The sequence below is a fragment of the candidate division WOR-3 bacterium genome, assembly GCA_011052815.1.
Lineage (GTDB): Bacteria > Hydrothermota > Tepidihabitantia > SM23-42 > SM23-42 > DRIG01.
Genome location: DRIG01000002.1, coordinates 1 through 17,375, shown reverse-complemented (window position 1 = coordinate 17,375; position 17,375 = coordinate 1). Strand labels below are relative to the sequence as shown.

Genomic DNA, 17,375 nt, shown 5'->3' with positions numbered 1-17,375 from the left:
GCAGTTTCTCGGCATGATGGATAAACCGGATGTCGATGAAATCACCGGGCTCTCTCCGGCGATTGCAATTCAGCAACGCACCGCTTCAAGGAATCCCCGCTCTACCGTGGGGACCGTAACAGAAATCTATGATTATCTGAGAGTACTCTTTGCACGTATCGGTGTTCCTTATTGTTACAAATGCGGCAGGGAGATAAAATCACAGACAACTGATCAGATCGTCGACGCCCTTGTTGAACTTCCGACCGATTCAAAGGTCGAACTACTTGCACCGGTGGTGCGCGGTCGTAAAGGTGAGTACAAAGAACTCCTGAACCGGCTCAGGCGGCGCGGTTATGTAAGGGTGAGAATCGATGAAAAGATCTATGACATCGAGGATACCCCTGAACTCGAGCGGTATAAAAAGCATAATATAGAGATCGTGATCGACCGATTGATAATCAAACAGGGAATAAGAAAGCGGCTTGCCGACTCTGTGGAGCTATGCTTGAAAGAAGCCGACGGGCTCCTCCGGGTGCTGATCAACGAAAAAGAGATAAAAACATTCAGTCAAAAACTCGCCTGTATTCACTGCGGAGTAAGCTATCCTGAGATCTCACCGAGAAATTTCAGTTTCAACTCTCCATACGGAGCATGCCCCACCTGCGACGGTTTAGGCACGAAGATGGAGATCGATCCTGAAAAGGTCGTCACAAATCCGAAGTTATCACTGCTGGATGGAGCGATCAAACATTACGGTTCTCTGGGTAACTGGCGGAGGTCCCTGCTGCGCGGTCTGGCGGAAAAATTGCATTTCAAACTGGAGACCCCTTTTTACAAACTTCCTCAAAAGGCGAAGAAGGCGATTCTCTATGGTGAAGACATACCGATCATCGTGAAATACGTGCGAACCGACGGGACCGGAAGAGGAGAGTTCGAGGAATATTTTGAAGGTGTTATTCCGGAATTGATGCGACGTTATCGTGAAACGACATCCCAGGGAGTACGTCAGTATATTGAAGAGTATATGACGATCTCTCCCTGCCCGGCGTGCAAAGGGACGCGCTTGAAACCTGAAAGTCTCGCGGTGAAGATCGGCGGTAAAAACATCGCCCAGATCACCGAACTCCCGATAAACGACTGCCTGAATTTTTTCCAGGAGCTGAAACTGTCCAGGACCGAATCCAACATCGCCGGAGAGATGATCAAGGAAATCAAACGGCGCTTGAGTTTTCTGGTCTCTGTAGGACTCGAGTATCTGACGTTGAAAAGAACCACAGAGACGCTTGCCGGTGGTGAAGAACAACGTGTTCGACTCGCGACCCAGATCGGCTCGGGTCTGGTCGGCGTGCTTTATATCCTCGATGAACCGTCGATCGGGCTGCATCAGCGGGATAACAGAAGACTGCTGAATACCTTGAAGGCACTGCGCGACCTCGGCAACACCGTACTCGTTGTGGAACACGACGCGGAAACAATCATGAACGCCGACTATGTCATCGACCTCGGTCCTGGTGCCGGTGAAGCAGGCGGCTATGTAGTAGCCACGGGAACACCTGAAGAGATCAAAACCAATAAAAATTCACTTACCGGACAATATCTCGCCGATAAAAAAAGAATAGCCGTGCCTCAAAAAAGGAGAGAAAAGAGCAAACGCACTCTTATGATCAAGGGAGCACGGGCGAATAATCTCAAAGAGATCAACGTAGAAATCCCGCTGGGGCTCTTTGTGGTGATCACCGGAGTATCAGGCTCGGGCAAATCGACCCTTATCGTGGATACCCTGTACCGCGCCCTTGCGCAGAAATTTTACCACAGTAAATATCCAGCCGGAAAGTACAAAGAAATACTTGGTCTGGAGTATATTGACAAGGTGGTGAATATCGATCAGTCACCAATCGGAAGAACACCCCGTTCGAATCCGGCGACCTACACCAGCGCCTGGACCCCGATCCGGGAATTATTCGCCCAGCTGCCGGAATCAAAAATCCGGGGATATAAACCGGGAAGGTTTTCCTTCAATGTTCCCGGCGGCAGATGTGAACAGTGTGAAGGAGATGGAATGCTGCGTATTGAAATGCATTTTCTGCCCGACGTCTACATCACCTGTGATGCATGTCACGGCAGGCGGTTTAACCGCGAAACCCTCGATATCAGATATAAAGGTAAGAATATAAGTGATGTCCTGAATATGTCGGTAAGCGAGGCGCTCGATTTTTTTCAGAACATCCCGAGGATCAAAAGAAAACTCCAGCTTCTTCAGGATGTCGGTCTGGGCTACATTAAATTAGGTCAATCCGCCACCACACTCTCCGGCGGCGAAGCCCAGCGGATTAAATTGTCCAAGGAGTTGAGTAAACTGGCGACCGGGAAGACTCTGTATATCCTCGACGAGCCTACGACCGGTCTGCATTTTGAAGATGTAAAATTGCTCCTGAACGTCTTGAATCGTCTCGTTGACAGAGGTAATACCGTAATCGTGATTGAACACAACTTAGAGGTGATAAAATGCGCCGACTGGATCATCGACCTCGGTCCTGAAGGAGGGGATAAAGGCGGCAGGGTCGTCTGCACCGGTAAACCAGAGGATATAATAAAGGAAAAGAAATCTTACACCGGACAATTTTTAAAGAGAATATTGAAGACTACAGCCAGAGCTGTATAAGCAGATAAAGACCGATGCATCCGTACAACAATCGATATCTCTTTATCAAAAGATGAATCGCAGCAGAAGTCGCTCCTGCCTTGATACAACGGTAAAAGATATATACATAGACCGGGTAGGTCACGATGAATACAGGATAAAGGTCAGAAGGGATGATCCGTAGTATCGTCAGTAATATAAAATAGAAACAGGAAAGTGTGTAAAAAACAAATCCCGCCGTAAGTATCCGTTTTTTACCAAAGCGGACCGCATTGGTCTTGATGCCGGCGTCGCGGTCGGATTCATAATCACCGGCTTCATGAAAACTTATCCCGGCAAGACCGAGAATACCGAAAAAGATACCGAAGATAATTCCCTTAACCGGTTCTGTGGAAAATATGAGCCATCCCAGTAATACATCATTCACCGAGACGATGAAAAGAACGGCGAAAGAGGCGAACGGTATCGCCTTGAGAGCGGTCTTCGGATGGTCATATAAAACACCGATTGCGATATCAAAAAAGACGATTATCAACAACCAGGGATTCAAGAACGCATAGAGTACTACACAAAAGAAGGCATTAACAATGGAAAATCCAAGCATCTCCCGTGTTGAAATATTGCCGGTAATAAGGGGTTTGTCCATTCGCCGGGGGTCGAGTCGATCTGATGCATAACCGCCCCATTCATTCAGTGTATAGCCGTGAACCCACCCGAAGAAAAAAGCCAGTAAAGCCAGCCCCATCTTCATCAAGTGAAGCCGCGTATGCGCCGGTAGTACGATGAGCATCGCTGTCAGGGGTCCGCCCATGCGCACCCCGATCTCAAACCAGCGGATCGAGCGGATAAAGAAGATCAGTTTCTTCATAATAAAAATTTTTTAATATATACCATAGTCACTTAGATTAAAATAGGTTTCGTCATAGACGCGGAAGTATTCCGGATTTTCAGAATACGCCTTTTCAGACCTATCCAGTACTTTATAAATACGGTAATGAGGATTCGAATACAGAAGTTTAAAATGTCTTAAACTGAGCGGCTGGAAATGCATCTTGAAAGCCGTGGAATTTTTCGAGACCTTAAAATTATGCGTCCGATACCTCATCGATTCGTGATTCAAACCGAGCAACATATCTGTTTGATAGATGAAATACCGTGCACCATAGCTCCTGCAGAATGAATAGAAAGCCTCTTCGTTCTGGAACAGACGATGTTCGAAAACCTTTATCTTGTAAGTTATGTGTGCGGCTTCAAATTTGGGATGGAGCAGAATGGGTCTTGCAGTATAAGTGCTTACCGTCGGTCCGTAAGCGAAACTTGTGAGGATCGGCGAATCGAGTTCTGTATTCAAGCGTAAATATTTTATCATACCGAGCAGATAATTCAAATCAGGAGATACAATACGAGCCGGCGCAGTCAGCAGCAAAAAAATATTGATTGCGATGCCGACGATGTAACCGAGCCTGATCGCTTTCTTGGTGATCAAAAAGAGATAGACCGATGCCGTCGCCAGGAAGAAAACAAAGAAGGCATCGAGTCGGATCAAAAGAAGATAGAGCGGGAAAAATACCACACAGAAGTATAAAATCAATTTGGGAGCGAGTTCGGAATCAAACAATGCCCGACGAACGCCGATAACAAATCCCGCCCCTCCGAGGATCAAAAGTGCACCCATTGTTCGAATGATTGTGTACAATGAAGGACCGGTGAATGGTGAAACCCACATCACGAGCGTTTCCCACGGAAGTTGTGCACGGTTGACCGACCCGATGCCCAGATGTTTTATCCTTTCCCACATAAAGCCGTATACGAAACGGTATTCAGGAACAGATACAAAAGAGATGTACCAGGTTATGAAAAAAGAAAAGATGCAGAACAGTACAAAAAGCAATCGGCGACGAAGACGGTTTTTAAAAGGTGTGAGGGACGTAATGATCAGACTGTAGGAAAGCAGCATTGAAAGAGAAAGGATGAAACAGGCGCTTGATTGAGACGGCAAAAGAATACCGGCGAGGAAAGCGGCCGCCGTGATTAAATAGAACGGTTTGATATTGAAATCCGGCAGGAAAAGAAAGCAGAGTGCGATAAATATCACAAACAGAACATAATAGAACTGCGTCATGTGCCACGAAGCGAACGCCGCAAACAGAAAAACACCAGATAAAAAAGCATAGGATTCGGAAAACCCCTTCCTTTCTTTGAGCGCCCTGATAAAGAAATAGAGATGGATGAATATCAGCGGTAAAGCGAAATCCTGATATTCAAAGCCCGGTGCGGTTACCGTGGTGTAAACCGCCGGTGTCGCCGCATAGAGCAACGCCGCGGCAAAACCGGCGCTCCTTTTTCCGCTGATCAGAGAAGCGATACCGTATAACGGAAAAACAGAAAAAGAAGAAAAAACCGCGATAAAGATGATAAGATACACATGAAACGGCATACTCTTCGGAATAAAGAGATAATAGAGATAACCGCTGACCGCTTCCATCAGAACGGTCAAGCGTGCCTTTATCTGCAACCCTTCAGGATATTGAAGGCGCTGGTCGGTTTCAGGGATGCAGCCGTATGTTCCGATAAGATACGCGGTTCGGTATTGAAGGGCTGATTCGGTCCAGAATAGTGCCGTGTCGTTCTTGAAATTGAATTTGTCGTTATTGAAGTTGATGATGACTTTGAAGCCGATGACCGCCAGCCATAAACAGACAATCAACACCCTGTATTTCATCGATTAATCCCTGCTTTCCGAATCCTTGAGTTTCTGATAAATCCGTTCGGCGTTGACAAAATCACCCTGTTCAAGGTACAATTGAGCCAGATCCCAGTAAGCCTCGCGATACCCGGGAGATAGCGCAATCGTCTTTTTAAAGAAGAATACGGCTTTTTCATACTCTCCCTCTTTTCGAAAGATCTGACCGAGTTTATAGCAGGCAAAGGCGCATTCCGGATCGAGTTTCATCACCTGGATTAATTCCGCTTTCGCCGCTTCACGTAATCCCTGAAGTGTATATATCTCTGCCAGATAATAATGTGACGGTGCATAATGGGGTTGATATTTAAGCGACAGTTTAAACGCCTTTTCAGACTGCGACAACAAACCCGCGGAAAACGCCGTCATCCCTTCTCTAAAATAACGGTCTGCAGGAAAACGGGGTTCACGGTGTAAAGTCGATTTTGTAAAAGGAAGATAAACCATGGCGGTCGTCAGAAGACAGAGTAAGAGTCCGCTGCTGTATATCTTTAGTTTCATGACGACGATCTCTGTATAAAGGTTTCTGTTCTATATAAAAAAACGTCCCGCCTTTTAAGGCGGGACGTTTCTGTAGAATCAGTTTTTCACGATGATAATCTTCTGCTGTGCAACCCGATTCTGTGCGATCAATCTTACAAAGTAGACTCCTGCCGGCACATCGTCGATTTCACTGTTCCATACCACCTGATGGGTACCTACCTGATGATGTCCTGAAATCAACTCTTTAACCAGCTGACCTGTTGCATCGTAAACTCTGAGAGACGCTTTACATGATTGCGGTAATGAATACCAGAAGGTCAGACGGCCGTATGCCGGATTCGGGTGAGGTGGAGCAAGAGCGAATCGGATGGGCTTACAACCATTCCACTCATCAACGCCGATGAGTGTGGTAATCGCATAACCCTCATAAGGACGATAATCAAGCTTGCTCACAGTCACCCAGACAGTATCTCCTTCTGTATCGGTGCTGGTGTTGAAGGTCACGACCCCTGATGCATCGGTATAACCACAGCGGTACAGGGTATCAAGTTTGCTCATCAAGCAGACCCGGGCGTTCTGTACCGGCGCACGATTATCCTCCACTGTCACGGTGAACGTTCCTGAGCCGAGCGGGATGAGACTGTTATGGGTGACGACCAGATCCTGGGGTGTATAGATCCACATCGACATCTCCGGATCACCGAAGAGTACGCAGGTATTCATGCAGTGAAAAACATACTCATCGCCAGGAGCGTATGGTGCGCATCGGTCATTCACCTCACCGATGGTGTTGCCTATCCGATAAACATTGTTGTTGGTCAACTCATCATAGAACCAGATGCATTGCCATTCAGAACGACCGTAGCTGTCGATCTGACCGTAACCGTGTCGGCTGTTGCCCCAGAATGCGACTGCTCCGCCGTTGGGATTATTCATAATGTGCTCGACATAACAATCCCCGCTGCTGTAATCGAGTTGACCGATATTACACGAAATCGCCGTCATAACACCGGTGCGCGGCGGTGCATTCGTCAACGCATCGGCATCCGCATTGGTATGATAGGAAGTACCGCCCCAGCGGTCCCAGTCACCGTGGGCCGCGATATTAGTATAACCGAAACCGACATTGAGACTGTCGCTTATCTCCTGGGTGGACAGAGGATCGATCTCATCATAACGTTTTGCATCAAGCCACGAACTCGGATCATACTTGGCGATTGTATCGTTCACCGGACAACCATAGCCACTCCACAAAAGATAAGCAGGAAGGAATATCTTTTCATGATAGCCGTTTGAAGGTGCATTTGTTTCGTACTGCATTGCTTTATTGATGAATGTCTGGACCTCGGTGGCATTGCTGACTGAAGCCCTGCCGATGTATGCCTCGGTATAAAGGTCGTCATCATAATCCGCATACCAGAAATCACTCGGTGTATTCGGGTCGTCCACCGTATTAACCAGATTCATCGGAAAGACATCGAAATCCCCCACACAGAGAAAATACTGGGTTCCATGATTGGTATTGTAATCGATGATAAAGTTCCGCACCTTTGTCTGATCATTAGACCCAGAGTAATTACTGAGAATCCATTCAAGCTCGATCACTTCGGTCGGCACGCCTTTCTTTGATTTCCAATCCCGCATCCCTTGAAAATACGAAGTATATGCACTCGGCGCCATGATCACGTACTCCGGATTTGTAAAAGTGGGACCGCGTTCTCCAAAGGACAACCCCCTTGAACATTCTCTGACTGCAGGACCCCATACTTCGACATCTTCCGGATTTTCGACCAGTCTCCTGACCGCTGCTTTCTGCATTTCATATTGTTCCAACCAGACCGTTTCTTTTTCTACTCTTCCCTCTTCATATCTTATCCTCAATTTGATATCTGTGTATAAGTATAATGCCTTATCTACCGGGACATATTGAAGAGGATGGATGGTAACAGTGGCGATCCGATAACCGCCCTTTGTTCCGATATGACTAACCTCAGCAATTATTCCTGGATATTCGGTATCGAGATTGTAAATCTCTTTTTTCGGTTTGACAAAAGGAAGCGATACATCATCAAGTGAAAAAGGGCGAGGATATTGTGTCGGTAAAATATTGAAACTGCCGTTGACAAGTGTCTTCTTCGCAGAGAGAATTTCGATCTCCTCGATCTCCGCGGTCGGTGGTATCAGAAAAAGAAGGGGATCTATTGCCAGTTGAGGTTCACCGATCAATGTGGTCGGCTGACAGCCAGCCAATCTCACAATATCATAGCCTTCAAATTTTTCAAAGGTAAGATCGGCTCTTGAATAAGAAATCTCCTTCTCGATATAGCCGCTGAAGAGCAGAAGCGGAATCAGAAGCACCACACTACAATATCGTTTATTAAACATATAACCTCCTTCTCTTTATAAATTATAACAGAGATTTCTGAAATGTCAAGAACGTCTTTTTGCACAATTTATGTGCAAAACCCACAGATTTTATGCACTATGACATCGGTTTCTTCAAGAATTTCAGGGGATTATTCCGGCACATTTTTTGCATACAAAAAGATTGTAGAAAAGATGTGCACATTCTTAAAAAGTTTTCAAATATCAGGTGATCACCTGATAAAATAATAAGGAGGTTAAAATGAACGGCTTACTCATCTTTTTAATCGGCTTTTCAGGATTGTCTTATAACAACGCCGATATGTTAAATTGTGCAGTACGGGTCACCCCGAAACAGAAACAAGACCAGACCTTGATAACAGAAAAACTCAGTATCGGTGCTTCATTCGGAATTACGATGAAGTTCTGTGAAATCAAAGATCAATTCTCCACGTTCTTCGGAGGACACGGCGGTCTTACCTTCAACCACTGCTTCTTTCTCGGCGTCGGCGGTTACGGCCTTCTCAATGAGATTGAAACCACTCCTGCTCCGCCGTGGGGGGTAAACTCCCTGGAACTCGGCTATGGAGGTATTATCATCGAGTATATAAATCAACCCCATCGACTCGTCCATCTGAGCTTCAACAGCCTGATCGGCGGCGGCTCAATATGCTCCTGTGATGATCCCTATTACTGGGATGAAGACGCCTTCTTTATCTGGGAACCGGGGATTAATGTGATTTTGAACATTACAAAGAATGTTCGAATGGGCATTGGTGGTTCTTATCGCTATGTCAGCGGTGTGCAGATGAACGGCCTCCAGAATTCGGACCTGAAAGGAGCGTCAGTTCTTTTAACATTCAAATTCGGTAGGTTCTAAAAGGGCAGGTAACCGAAAATCTCGATATTTACGGAATTTAAATTCATCGAGCCCGTCCAGGGTAATATTTCATCGAATGATAGACGCTGGACTCCAAGCCGAATCTCATACAAGCAATCACTGATGAGCGGCCGGCCGGCGGCAGCAGATAATTTAACACCGATGCCGATACTATGATACTTATCGGAAAGGGCGATCGTGTATCGGCTGAAGGCCGTCAGGAACTGGATACCTATTTTAAAATCATCTTTTTCAGTCCCGAGATTATAATCCACACCCAGAGCACAGAGATTCAGAACCAGGGTTTGCCTGCACAGAATCGGTAGCAGACCTGCATCAACAGTGACCAGAGAGAAATCGGTTATGATATTTGTCTTCCCGTTTATTTCAGTATTCAAAGATAATTGCGGATAGAGGACTGGGTATCTTACGACCATTTCATTCGGATCCAGAGACGCCGGATATGACTGTACACCCAGACCGACACCTATCTTAAAAATATCCCCCTGTTCGGCGTGGAGAAAGAAGGTCACGGCAAGAACCAGAAATATTTTCCTCGATGACAAGTTGGCCATAATCTTCTTCTAATTATAGTCCCGGCTCGGATTGAGTCAATAACCTATATTTAAGTCTTGATATATATCTTATTTTCAGTATAATTATAAAGAAAGGAGTAATTATGAAGAAGATACTAAGTATCGGACTTTGTTGTATGTTTCCCTGCCTAATAGGTGCAAGTGTAATTGAACACAATATATCCCTTGCCCCTGAGGAGCTGAACATATCAACAGTCGGTGAGTATGATTATATTATCTATCCGGGAGCTGTCTACATCGAAGAACCGGGCCATCCCAGATTACCGCTTCTGTCCCTCTGTTTCGTCATTCCACCTGATGCCCATATTGAAAAGGTCGCGGTTGTGAATGAAGAAGGATTGTATCTGGAAGGAGCCTATAAGGTATTTCCCGCTCAGGAACCCGTACCTGTTTCATTCTCGACCGGTGAAGAATTTACTTTGCCTGACAAAGAAATCTATTCGCAAAATGAACTCTATCCAGATGTTCTGGTCTATCAGGAGAGTGAAGGGAATCTCGCCGGATTCCATCTCGCTACGGTCTCTGTATCGCCCTGCCGTTATCTTCCCGCAACAGGAAAACTCTATTTCAGCACCCATATGACACTGCGTATTTACTACACCAGCAGTTCTGCTCCTGTAAAATCGATTACAGAAACACAAAAAGAATCCGCCATACGAAGAATATCCCCCCTCGTCGTTAATAAAGAAGATATTGAAAGATTCTCTCCGCCGATATCCAAGGGACTGTGGGACAGCGAATATATCATCATCACGAACCAGGCTTTTGTCAATGCCTTTAAACCGCTCAAAGAATGGAAATCACGACGCGGCATGCCCACTGAAATCGTTTCGACATCGTGGATATACAGCAACTACAGCGGTGCGGACAACGCCGCCCGTATAAGGAATTTTATCAGCGATGCGGCCGATTCCGGCGCCCTCTATTTCCTGCTTGCCGGGCAATGTGACTACGAACATGGTGAAGAATATGTGCCCAGAAGAAACACCTATTTTTATACCTCGAATGTCGGTTATTACCCTGATGAAGACACCCTGCCGTGCGACCTTTACTTTTCCGATCTCGACGGCACATGGGATGGTAACAATAACGGGATTTACGGCGAATTCTCCGACGGAGTCGATATGTACAGTGATGTCTATGTCGGAAGAGCGCCGGTAAAGGACACCAACCAGATTAAAAATTTCATCAGCAAGGTGATCGCTTATGAAAAGTGCCCTTCTGCTTCTTATGTCGAAAAGATTCTGCTGCCGGTAGGTAATCTCTGGTCGGGAAACTACGGCAACGGTATCAATGACACCATTGCGGATACAATTCCCAATGACTGGCAGAAATCAAAACTGTACGAGAGTTCCGGTTTGATGTCGCGGTACATCACCAGGGATTCTCTGAGCCAGGGATTTCAGTTCTGCCACATGGTGGGACATGGAAATGAATACGGTGAATACTACAACTATGGAAGCAGTGTCTATTACTATCACAGCGATCCGGCAAGTCAATCGAATGATTCCACTGAAGCAGCTATTGTCAACAGCATGGGTTGTTTCTGCGGAGGGCTTGATGAAGCCGGCGGTTCAGCAAATTATGATTGCCTTGCCGAAAGAATGGTCAACGTCAACAAAAGAACAGCGGTCGCCACGATCATGAACACCAGATACGGCTGGGGCTATTCTTCACCGCAGGGTGCACTCGGTCCCTCGGGCGAACTTTCAGTATGGTTCTACAGAAAACTTTTTGGAACAAACGCCTATCATCTCGGTGAGGTGCTCGCTGCCGCAAAAGACCAGAAAGCATCTCAGGGTAATACCTGGTGGTGGCGCTGGTGTCTGTTCGAATACACGCTGTTCGGAGATCCGGAGATGCCGCTCTGGACCGATGCCACAAAAAGTTTGACCATCAGCTATTCATCAGACACCATCGCAGTCTTCGGTGACGGGAAACCGGATACCTTCACGGTTACGGTCCAGTACTCTGGTTCACCGGTAAGCGGTGCCCTCGTCACAATAATGCAGGATTCCACTGCTTATGAACGGGCCACTTCAAACGGCTCTGGCCAGGCGCGATTCATCTTACCGGACAACACCTTCCAGCACCAGGGTTATGCCTGGGTCACGGTCACCCATTACAGTGCAAACTATCTGCCTGATCTCGATAGTGCCCAGGTCGTTTACGGCACGGGTAGTGTCGCTGAAAACAAAGCTAAAGCAACTTACTGGCTCAAATTAAGTCCCAACCCGATCAAAGACAGGCTTTCTCTGAATTTCAACGCCCCGATCACCCAGAAAACAGAAATAAAACTCTACGACATCAAAGGCAGCCTTGTAAAATCACTGAATATGGAAATCGGTGCCAGCAAGATCGATATTCCGGTCACGGAGTTGAACGGCGGCGTCTATTTTCTTAAGGTCGACGGCGTCCTGAATGTCGAAAGGAAGATCATAATCGTCAAGTAAACAGCATATCTTCTGATGTTTTTTGAATCAAGGGAACGCTTATGAAAAGCGTTCCCTTGACTTTCAACAATTTTTTCGTAAAATTTAATTATGAGAATAGTCACAAATTCCGAGATGAAAAAGATAGATGAATGGGCGATAAAAAAACTGAAGATCCCGGGTATAGTCCTTATGGAGAATGCAGGCCAGGGCTGCGTTAATGTCCTGGAAGAGTACTATTCACTGGAAAACCTGAATGTACTGATTATCTGCGGAAAAGGGAATAACGGCGGCGACGGTTTTGTGATCGCCCGCCATCTTCAGAACCGCGGGGCATCCCCTGAAATCATTCTCACGGGAAAAGGAACCCTTTTAAAAGGCGACGCCCTTGTCAATTACAGATTAGCCAAAAGAGCGGGAATGAAGATCCATGAAACAACAGAGATAAAAAAAATAAAACGCATCATCAACTCTTTACAACCTATGGTAATCATCGATGCCCTGTTCGGGACAGGCTTTAAAGGAGCGCCAAAGAAATTTTACGCGGAACTGTTTGACATTATAAACAACTCAAATGTTTTTGTTTTCTCGGTCGACATCCCTTCTGGTGTCAACGGTGATGACGGACAATTTGAAAAAACCTGTGTCGTGGCAGACGTCACGGCGACGATGTGTCTGCCCAAACGAGGAAATTATCTGTACCCTGGAAGAGAACTGGGAGGCGATCTGTATATCGTCGACATCGGAATTCCCTATCGACTTATTGATGAAGGTTTTCCCCGAATAATCGAATTTGAAGAGATCTCCCAGTTAATGCCCTTTCGAGCGCCTGAAGGCAACAAAGGCACCTTTGGTAATATCCTGATAATCGCCGGTGCCCGGGGATTTTCCGGTGCCGCAGCCATGGCTGCGGTCTCAGCCATAAAATCAGGCGCCGGCCTTGTACGCCTCGCCGCACCGATCGGCATTATGGATGCGCTTGAATCAAAACTTCTGGAGATCGTTAAGGTACCGCTTGAACAGACAGATAAAGAAACCATAAGCCCGGCTGCCCTCCAGACACTCATACCTCATCTTGAAAAGAGCGACGTAGTGGTGGTCGGACCAGGCATCACCTGCCATCCGGAAACCGCGGAATTTGTCTTTAAACTCCTGCCCGCCTTGAAAAAACCCCTGATCATTGATGCAGACGCCCTGAACATCCTTGCTCAGGACATAACTTTCTTTAAGAAACTCCGGGCGCCTTTCATCATCACCCCGCACCCGGGAGAACTCTCTCGATTGATCAACCTGCCGCCCAGGGAAATCAACCTGCGACGAATCGACCTGGCTCCTGAACTGGCGAAAAAGTTTAACGGCATCCTCATCCTGAAGGGAGCGCCGACCGTGATCGCCTCACCGGATGGGAAAATCTATGTGAATCCCACTGGAAATTCCGGGCTCGCCTCTGCAGGTTCCGGCGATGTTCTTGTCGGCATGATAAGCGGATTCATCGGACAGGGTGCAACACCGTTCGACGCCTCACTGCTCGGAGTGTTTCTGCACGGCCTGTGTGCGGACCTGGCGATGGAAAATAATAATGAATACTCATTGACAGCCGGTGATTTGATCGGACATATCCCCCGTGCCTTTAATTATATATTACAGAAAGAATTCGTCGAAGACAAAGATAATGATTAATCTGTTATTCTGCTGTGTACTCTTTTCCCTTGACATCGTTCCCCAAAATGTATTGTGGGATCACTATACCATAATTCCGCCGCTGGGTGAGGTGAAATCGATCGTGGCATCCCCTCTTTCCCTCCTTGTGATAAGCGACAACAATCTCCTTGTCTTCGAAAAATACAGCCTCAAATTAAAGAAGACACTCCATTTCAATGATCAGAACATCTATCTCTTGGCTTATGACCGGTATTCCAATGAATTCTGGATACTGGGAGAAAAAAGTATCATTCGACTCACGATGCCCACATATACCTTACGGGAATATCCGGTTCCCGAACAAGCCGAGAGGCTCGGGGTAAGCCGCAATTATCTGTATCTGGATGGGGTTAAAAATTTTTCTTTCGATAAAAGAAACGGCGTGACCAGCTTGATCCAGGTCTTTCCTGAAGGTATTGAATGGTATAAAAAAACCGGCGATGCCGACATCAAAAAATATCCATACCTTACTCCTTATTATTATTTTGACGAAGCCGAAGAAACCCAAACACCGTTCGCCCGATTCCGCATCACCGCTCTATATGACGACGGTATGGATATTTATGTAGGAACCAGGGGATACGGTATTTTAAAATATAATAAAATTTCCTGGCAGAAAAAAAGGATCATCTACGGACCCCTTGATCTTCATATAAGACAGGTCAAAAAATTTGATGACAAAGTATATTTTGTTTCCCACCTCGGTTTATCGTTTTTTACTGCAGGCACGGATGAATGGCACTACCATCGCTTTGTTCGGGGAATAAACAACATTCTGTTGAGTAATAAAGAACTGATCATCACGCTCGGCGGCGAAATATCACGAATCGACAAGGGGATGACGTTCACCATCAGCACCTTGACGACCGATGTACTCTGTTTGAGCGCGGATGAAACTTCTTTCTATATCGGAACCAGTACGGGATTGTATAAATTATATAAAGGGACGAACGACCCCATGCAATTCGGACCTGAAGGGTATCCGATATATTGTGTGCTTCCGGCAGACGGCCAGATCTATGCCGGCGGTGAGTTCGGTTTTTATAGATATGACAGAGATAAGAAGAAATGGAATAAAGAGTTGAACTTCGGCGTCAAAGAGATCGTTCAAATAAAGGACGTACTGTATCTTCTCTCCACAAACAACCAGTTGATAAAATACCGACAAGAAGAAGACACAGACACCAACTGGGTGCTCCTGCCCTATTTCAACATCTATGACATCGACAGCGACGACGAAGTACTGTACTGCGCTACATTCGCCGGTATCTATTATTACGAACCTGATACGGAATTGTATAAAGTGATCTACAATCTGCCGCGTATAAAATATGACTATGTATTCGTCACCGGAAAGAACATTATCTCAGTCTCAGACAGTGCCATCTATTCTCTACCCATCGAGTACCGCGATTAAGGTTTTCCTTATATCAAAAAGAGAATGACTGAGAAAAGACTGACCTTCATCGACCACCTGGAAGAGCTCCGCAGGCGGATACTGTCTGTCATCGCCTGTGTGGGACTCGGCTCAATAATCGGCTTCATCTTTGCACGAAACGTCCTCGACCTCATCATCCAGAAGGCGTCTCTTGAATCTGCATACTTCTTTTCACCGATTGAAGCCTTTCTGGCACAGATCAAAGTGGCGATCTTTCTGGGTGTCATCATCTCATTCCCCTTTATCCTGTATCAGACCTGGGCGTTCATCGGTCCGGGGCTGACCAAAAAAGAAAGAGCCATCTCCCTTTCATATCTCGGCTCAGGCATAATTCTATTTATCATCGGTCTGCTCTTCGGTTATTTTATTCTCATTCCCCTCGGTTTAAGATTTCTGCTCTCTTTCAGTACAGATTATATCCAGCCCTTGATGAACATCAGTAAATATCTGGGATTCATCTTCTGGTGTATGCTCGGCTCTGGTTTCCTTTTTCAGTTACCCCTTCTCCTTTTCTTCTTGATGAAACTGGGGATCATTGATGTGAAGACAGTTACAAAACACCGTGCCGAGGCGATAATAGTACTGCTGATCCTGTGCGCGGTGATTACACCGACCGGTGATTTTTTTACGCTTCTGATAATCTCGGTTCCGCTGTTATTGCTCTTTGAACTGAGTATTCTCGCCGCCCGCCTCACGCGGCGCAGGAGGAAAGATGTATAAGTATATTTCCCCACCATTCTCATTAAACCGTCCGGCTCTGTGCCGGCGTCTAATTAAACGAAAGGAGGAAAGATGAAATATCTGAGAATACTAATGCCTTTGATGCTCATCGTATTCTTTGTTGCAGGCTGCAGCAAACAGAGCGATGAAGAGACAATTCAAGCATTGCTTGAATCATCATGGTTCGTTGCAGACGGTGCGGTACAGACCGCGGACGACAGCACGAATGTCCCCCAGGCACCCAACGGCGCCCAGATTCTGGCTGATACCCTGGGTTGGGTGAGATGGGTGAGGTGGATCGAACGGCCCGTGACACGCGAATTCGATATCGTGGTCAATGGAGACAGCGCCGACGTGACCGTCACGGCGTATTTCCAGGGAAACCCACCCGGTTACGGATTCTTTGTTGTCAACGACCCGTTGAACCCGGTCTATCAACGTGCCATATCAGATAGTGTAATCAGAAAGGTGAAATTATATCGGGGTGACGACGACAAATGGCATATCGCAAGCCTCACGGTTGCTGATATCTATACCGTTAATACGAACAATCCGGTGACAATCACCGAAATCAGGGCGCAGGTTGCAAGCCGCAACTATGAGTTTGTGGTGAATAGCGCTGATACCTATTTTGAAAAGGATGAACTGCCCATTTTCTATCCTTCTGATACAGTCGAAGTCACTGTGACCTGCAGTGCCCAGAATGATTCCACCTGGGCGTTTCTACATCACGGTACAGGTCACAGACCCGGTATCGGACATCACATCCGTCAACCTTTTTATCGGGAAAATACCACGACATTCACGCGCACCTGGATTATCGCTGATGACTCAGTGGTTACAACTCCTGCGGTCCGCCACAGTGCCGTGGACGTCCTGGGCTGGGAAACCCTGTTCGGTGATTCCACTGCGACTTATTATTCACGTGCCTGGTGTCTGCCGTATATTATCATGGAACCAGGAGAAGAACTACCTCAGGATGAAGATTAAAAAAGGGGGCTTTCGCCCCCTTTTTTTCTTTCCGGTTTGCTGTAACCTGTTCTCCCCATCCGGGACTCCCGTAAAAATCAACATTTCTGTTTGGTAATATCACGCTTGCAAATAACTGTTGACAAAAAATCTATAATGTGTAACATTAATCAGGTCCCTTCTTGTCCAATTTAGAGGGGAGCAGTGTGGGTTCTTGACAAACAAGAGGAAAATGGTAAACTATGAGGAGGAAAAATGCAGAAAGTGATACCTGTAGAAATTGCACGATAAACGGTTGATATGATAAAGCAGTTGCTTGTCCTTTTAGTAGTCTTTTTCGTTTACTCGGCAGTCACCGTGAATGAACACTTATGTATTCTCTATGCATATCCAGACGGTTGGTCGGATGACATTCTGATAAATGCT

General features: G+C 46.3%; 12 protein-coding genes. 7 read left to right on the top strand and 5 right to left on the bottom strand.

Annotated elements, in window-relative coordinates; all coding sequences use genetic code 11:
- Positions 1-2,644, top strand: a 2,644-nt coding sequence (gene uvrA / locus ENI34_00165; GenBank protein ID HEC77539.1) for an excinuclease ABC subunit UvrA, incomplete at its 5' end; no start/stop codon positions are given.
- Here the strand turns inward: uvrA and ENI34_00160 are convergent.
- From ENI34_00160 to ENI34_00145, 4 genes are all read right to left on the bottom strand, one after another.
- The gene (locus tag ENI34_00160) at positions 2,625-3,491 is read right to left on the bottom strand and encodes a hypothetical protein (protein HEC77538.1); all 867 of its coding nucleotides are present in this window, start codon (positions 3,489-3,491) and stop codon (positions 2,625-2,627) included. The genes uvrA and ENI34_00160 overlap by 20 nt on opposite strands.
- A 12-nt stretch (positions 3,492-3,503) precedes the next feature.
- Positions 3,504-5,345 carry a hypothetical protein gene (locus ENI34_00155; GenBank protein ID HEC77537.1) on the bottom strand — a complete coding sequence of 614 codons (1,842 nt, stop codon included), beginning with the start codon at positions 5,343-5,345 and terminating at the stop codon, positions 3,504-3,506.
- A gap of 3 nt (positions 5,346-5,348) precedes the next feature.
- Positions 5,349-5,867: a tetratricopeptide repeat protein gene (locus ENI34_00150; protein HEC77536.1), complete on the bottom strand. Its 519-nt coding sequence runs from the start codon at positions 5,865-5,867 to the stop codon at positions 5,349-5,351.
- 78 nt (positions 5,868-5,945) lie between these two features.
- Positions 5,946-8,234 carry a T9SS type A sorting domain-containing protein gene (locus ENI34_00145; protein HEC77535.1) on the bottom strand — a complete coding sequence of 763 codons (2,289 nt, stop codon included), beginning with the start codon at positions 8,232-8,234 and terminating at the stop codon, positions 5,946-5,948.
- A gap of 241 nt (positions 8,235-8,475) precedes the next feature.
- Between ENI34_00145 and ENI34_00140 the strand changes: the two genes are divergently transcribed.
- The gene (locus tag ENI34_00140; GenBank protein ID HEC77534.1) at positions 8,476-9,093 is read left to right on the top strand and encodes a hypothetical protein; all 618 of its coding nucleotides are present in this window, start codon (positions 8,476-8,478) and stop codon (positions 9,091-9,093) included.
- Here the strand turns inward: ENI34_00140 and ENI34_00135 are convergent.
- Complete coding sequence (locus tag ENI34_00135; protein HEC77533.1) at positions 9,090-9,668, bottom strand: hypothetical protein; 579 nt, start codon at positions 9,666-9,668, stop codon at positions 9,090-9,092. The two genes, ENI34_00140 and ENI34_00135, sit on opposite strands and share 4 nt — an antisense overlap.
- A gap of 104 nt (positions 9,669-9,772) precedes the next feature.
- On the opposite strand from ENI34_00135, the gene ENI34_00130 reads away from it, so the two are divergent.
- From ENI34_00130 to ENI34_00110, 5 genes are all read left to right on the top strand, one after another.
- Positions 9,773-12,142 carry a T9SS type A sorting domain-containing protein gene (locus tag ENI34_00130; GenBank protein HEC77532.1) on the top strand — a complete coding sequence of 790 codons (2,370 nt, stop codon included), beginning with the start codon at positions 9,773-9,775 and terminating at the stop codon, positions 12,140-12,142.
- A 90-nt stretch (positions 12,143-12,232) separates the two neighbouring features.
- The gene (locus tag ENI34_00125) at positions 12,233-13,801 is read left to right on the top strand and encodes an NAD(P)H-hydrate dehydratase (protein ID HEC77531.1); all 1,569 of its coding nucleotides are present in this window, start codon (positions 12,233-12,235) and stop codon (positions 13,799-13,801) included.
- Positions 13,746-15,239: a hypothetical protein gene (locus ENI34_00120; GenBank protein HEC77530.1), complete on the top strand. Its 1,494-nt coding sequence runs from the start codon at positions 13,746-13,748 to the stop codon at positions 15,237-15,239. Before ENI34_00125 ends, ENI34_00120 begins: the two co-directional genes overlap by 56 nt.
- A 24-nt stretch (positions 15,240-15,263) precedes the next feature.
- Entirely contained in the window at positions 15,264-15,980 is a 717-nt protein-coding gene (tatC, locus tag ENI34_00115) for a twin-arginine translocase subunit TatC (GenBank protein ID HEC77529.1), read from the top strand.
- 72 nt (positions 15,981-16,052) lie between these two features.
- On the top strand, positions 16,053-16,970 hold the full coding sequence (locus ENI34_00110; GenBank protein ID HEC77528.1) for a hypothetical protein: 918 nt from the start codon (positions 16,053-16,055) through the stop codon (positions 16,968-16,970).
- Positions 16,971-17,375 lie beyond the last annotated feature (405 nt).

Bases quoted from the DNA above. Each gene is read 5' to 3' on its own strand.
- ENI34_00145 (HEC77535.1), bottom strand. From the start codon at position 8,234: ATGTTTAATAAACGATATTGTAGTGTGGTGCTTCTGATTCCGCTTCTG.
- ENI34_00125 (HEC77531.1), top strand. From the start codon at position 12,233: ATGAGAATAGTCACAAATTCCGAGATGAAAAAGATAGATGAATGGGCG.
- ENI34_00155 (HEC77537.1), bottom strand. From the start codon at position 5,345: ATGAAATACAGGGTGTTGATTGTCTGTTTATGGCTGGCGGTCATCGGC.
- ENI34_00160 (HEC77538.1), bottom strand. From the start codon at position 3,491: ATGAAGAAACTGATCTTCTTTATCCGCTCGATCCGCTGGTTTGAGATC.
- ENI34_00110 (HEC77528.1), top strand. From the start codon at position 16,053: ATGAAATATCTGAGAATACTAATGCCTTTGATGCTCATCGTATTCTTT.
- tatC (HEC77529.1), top strand. From the start codon at position 15,264: ATGACTGAGAAAAGACTGACCTTCATCGACCACCTGGAAGAGCTCCGC.
- ENI34_00130 (HEC77532.1), top strand. From the start codon at position 9,773: ATGAAGAAGATACTAAGTATCGGACTTTGTTGTATGTTTCCCTGCCTA.
- ENI34_00140 (HEC77534.1), top strand. From the start codon at position 8,476: ATGAACGGCTTACTCATCTTTTTAATCGGCTTTTCAGGATTGTCTTAT.
- ENI34_00135 (HEC77533.1), bottom strand. From the start codon at position 9,668: ATGGCCAACTTGTCATCGAGGAAAATATTTCTGGTTCTTGCCGTGACC.
- ENI34_00150 (HEC77536.1), bottom strand. From the start codon at position 5,867: ATGAAACTAAAGATATACAGCAGCGGACTCTTACTCTGTCTTCTGACG.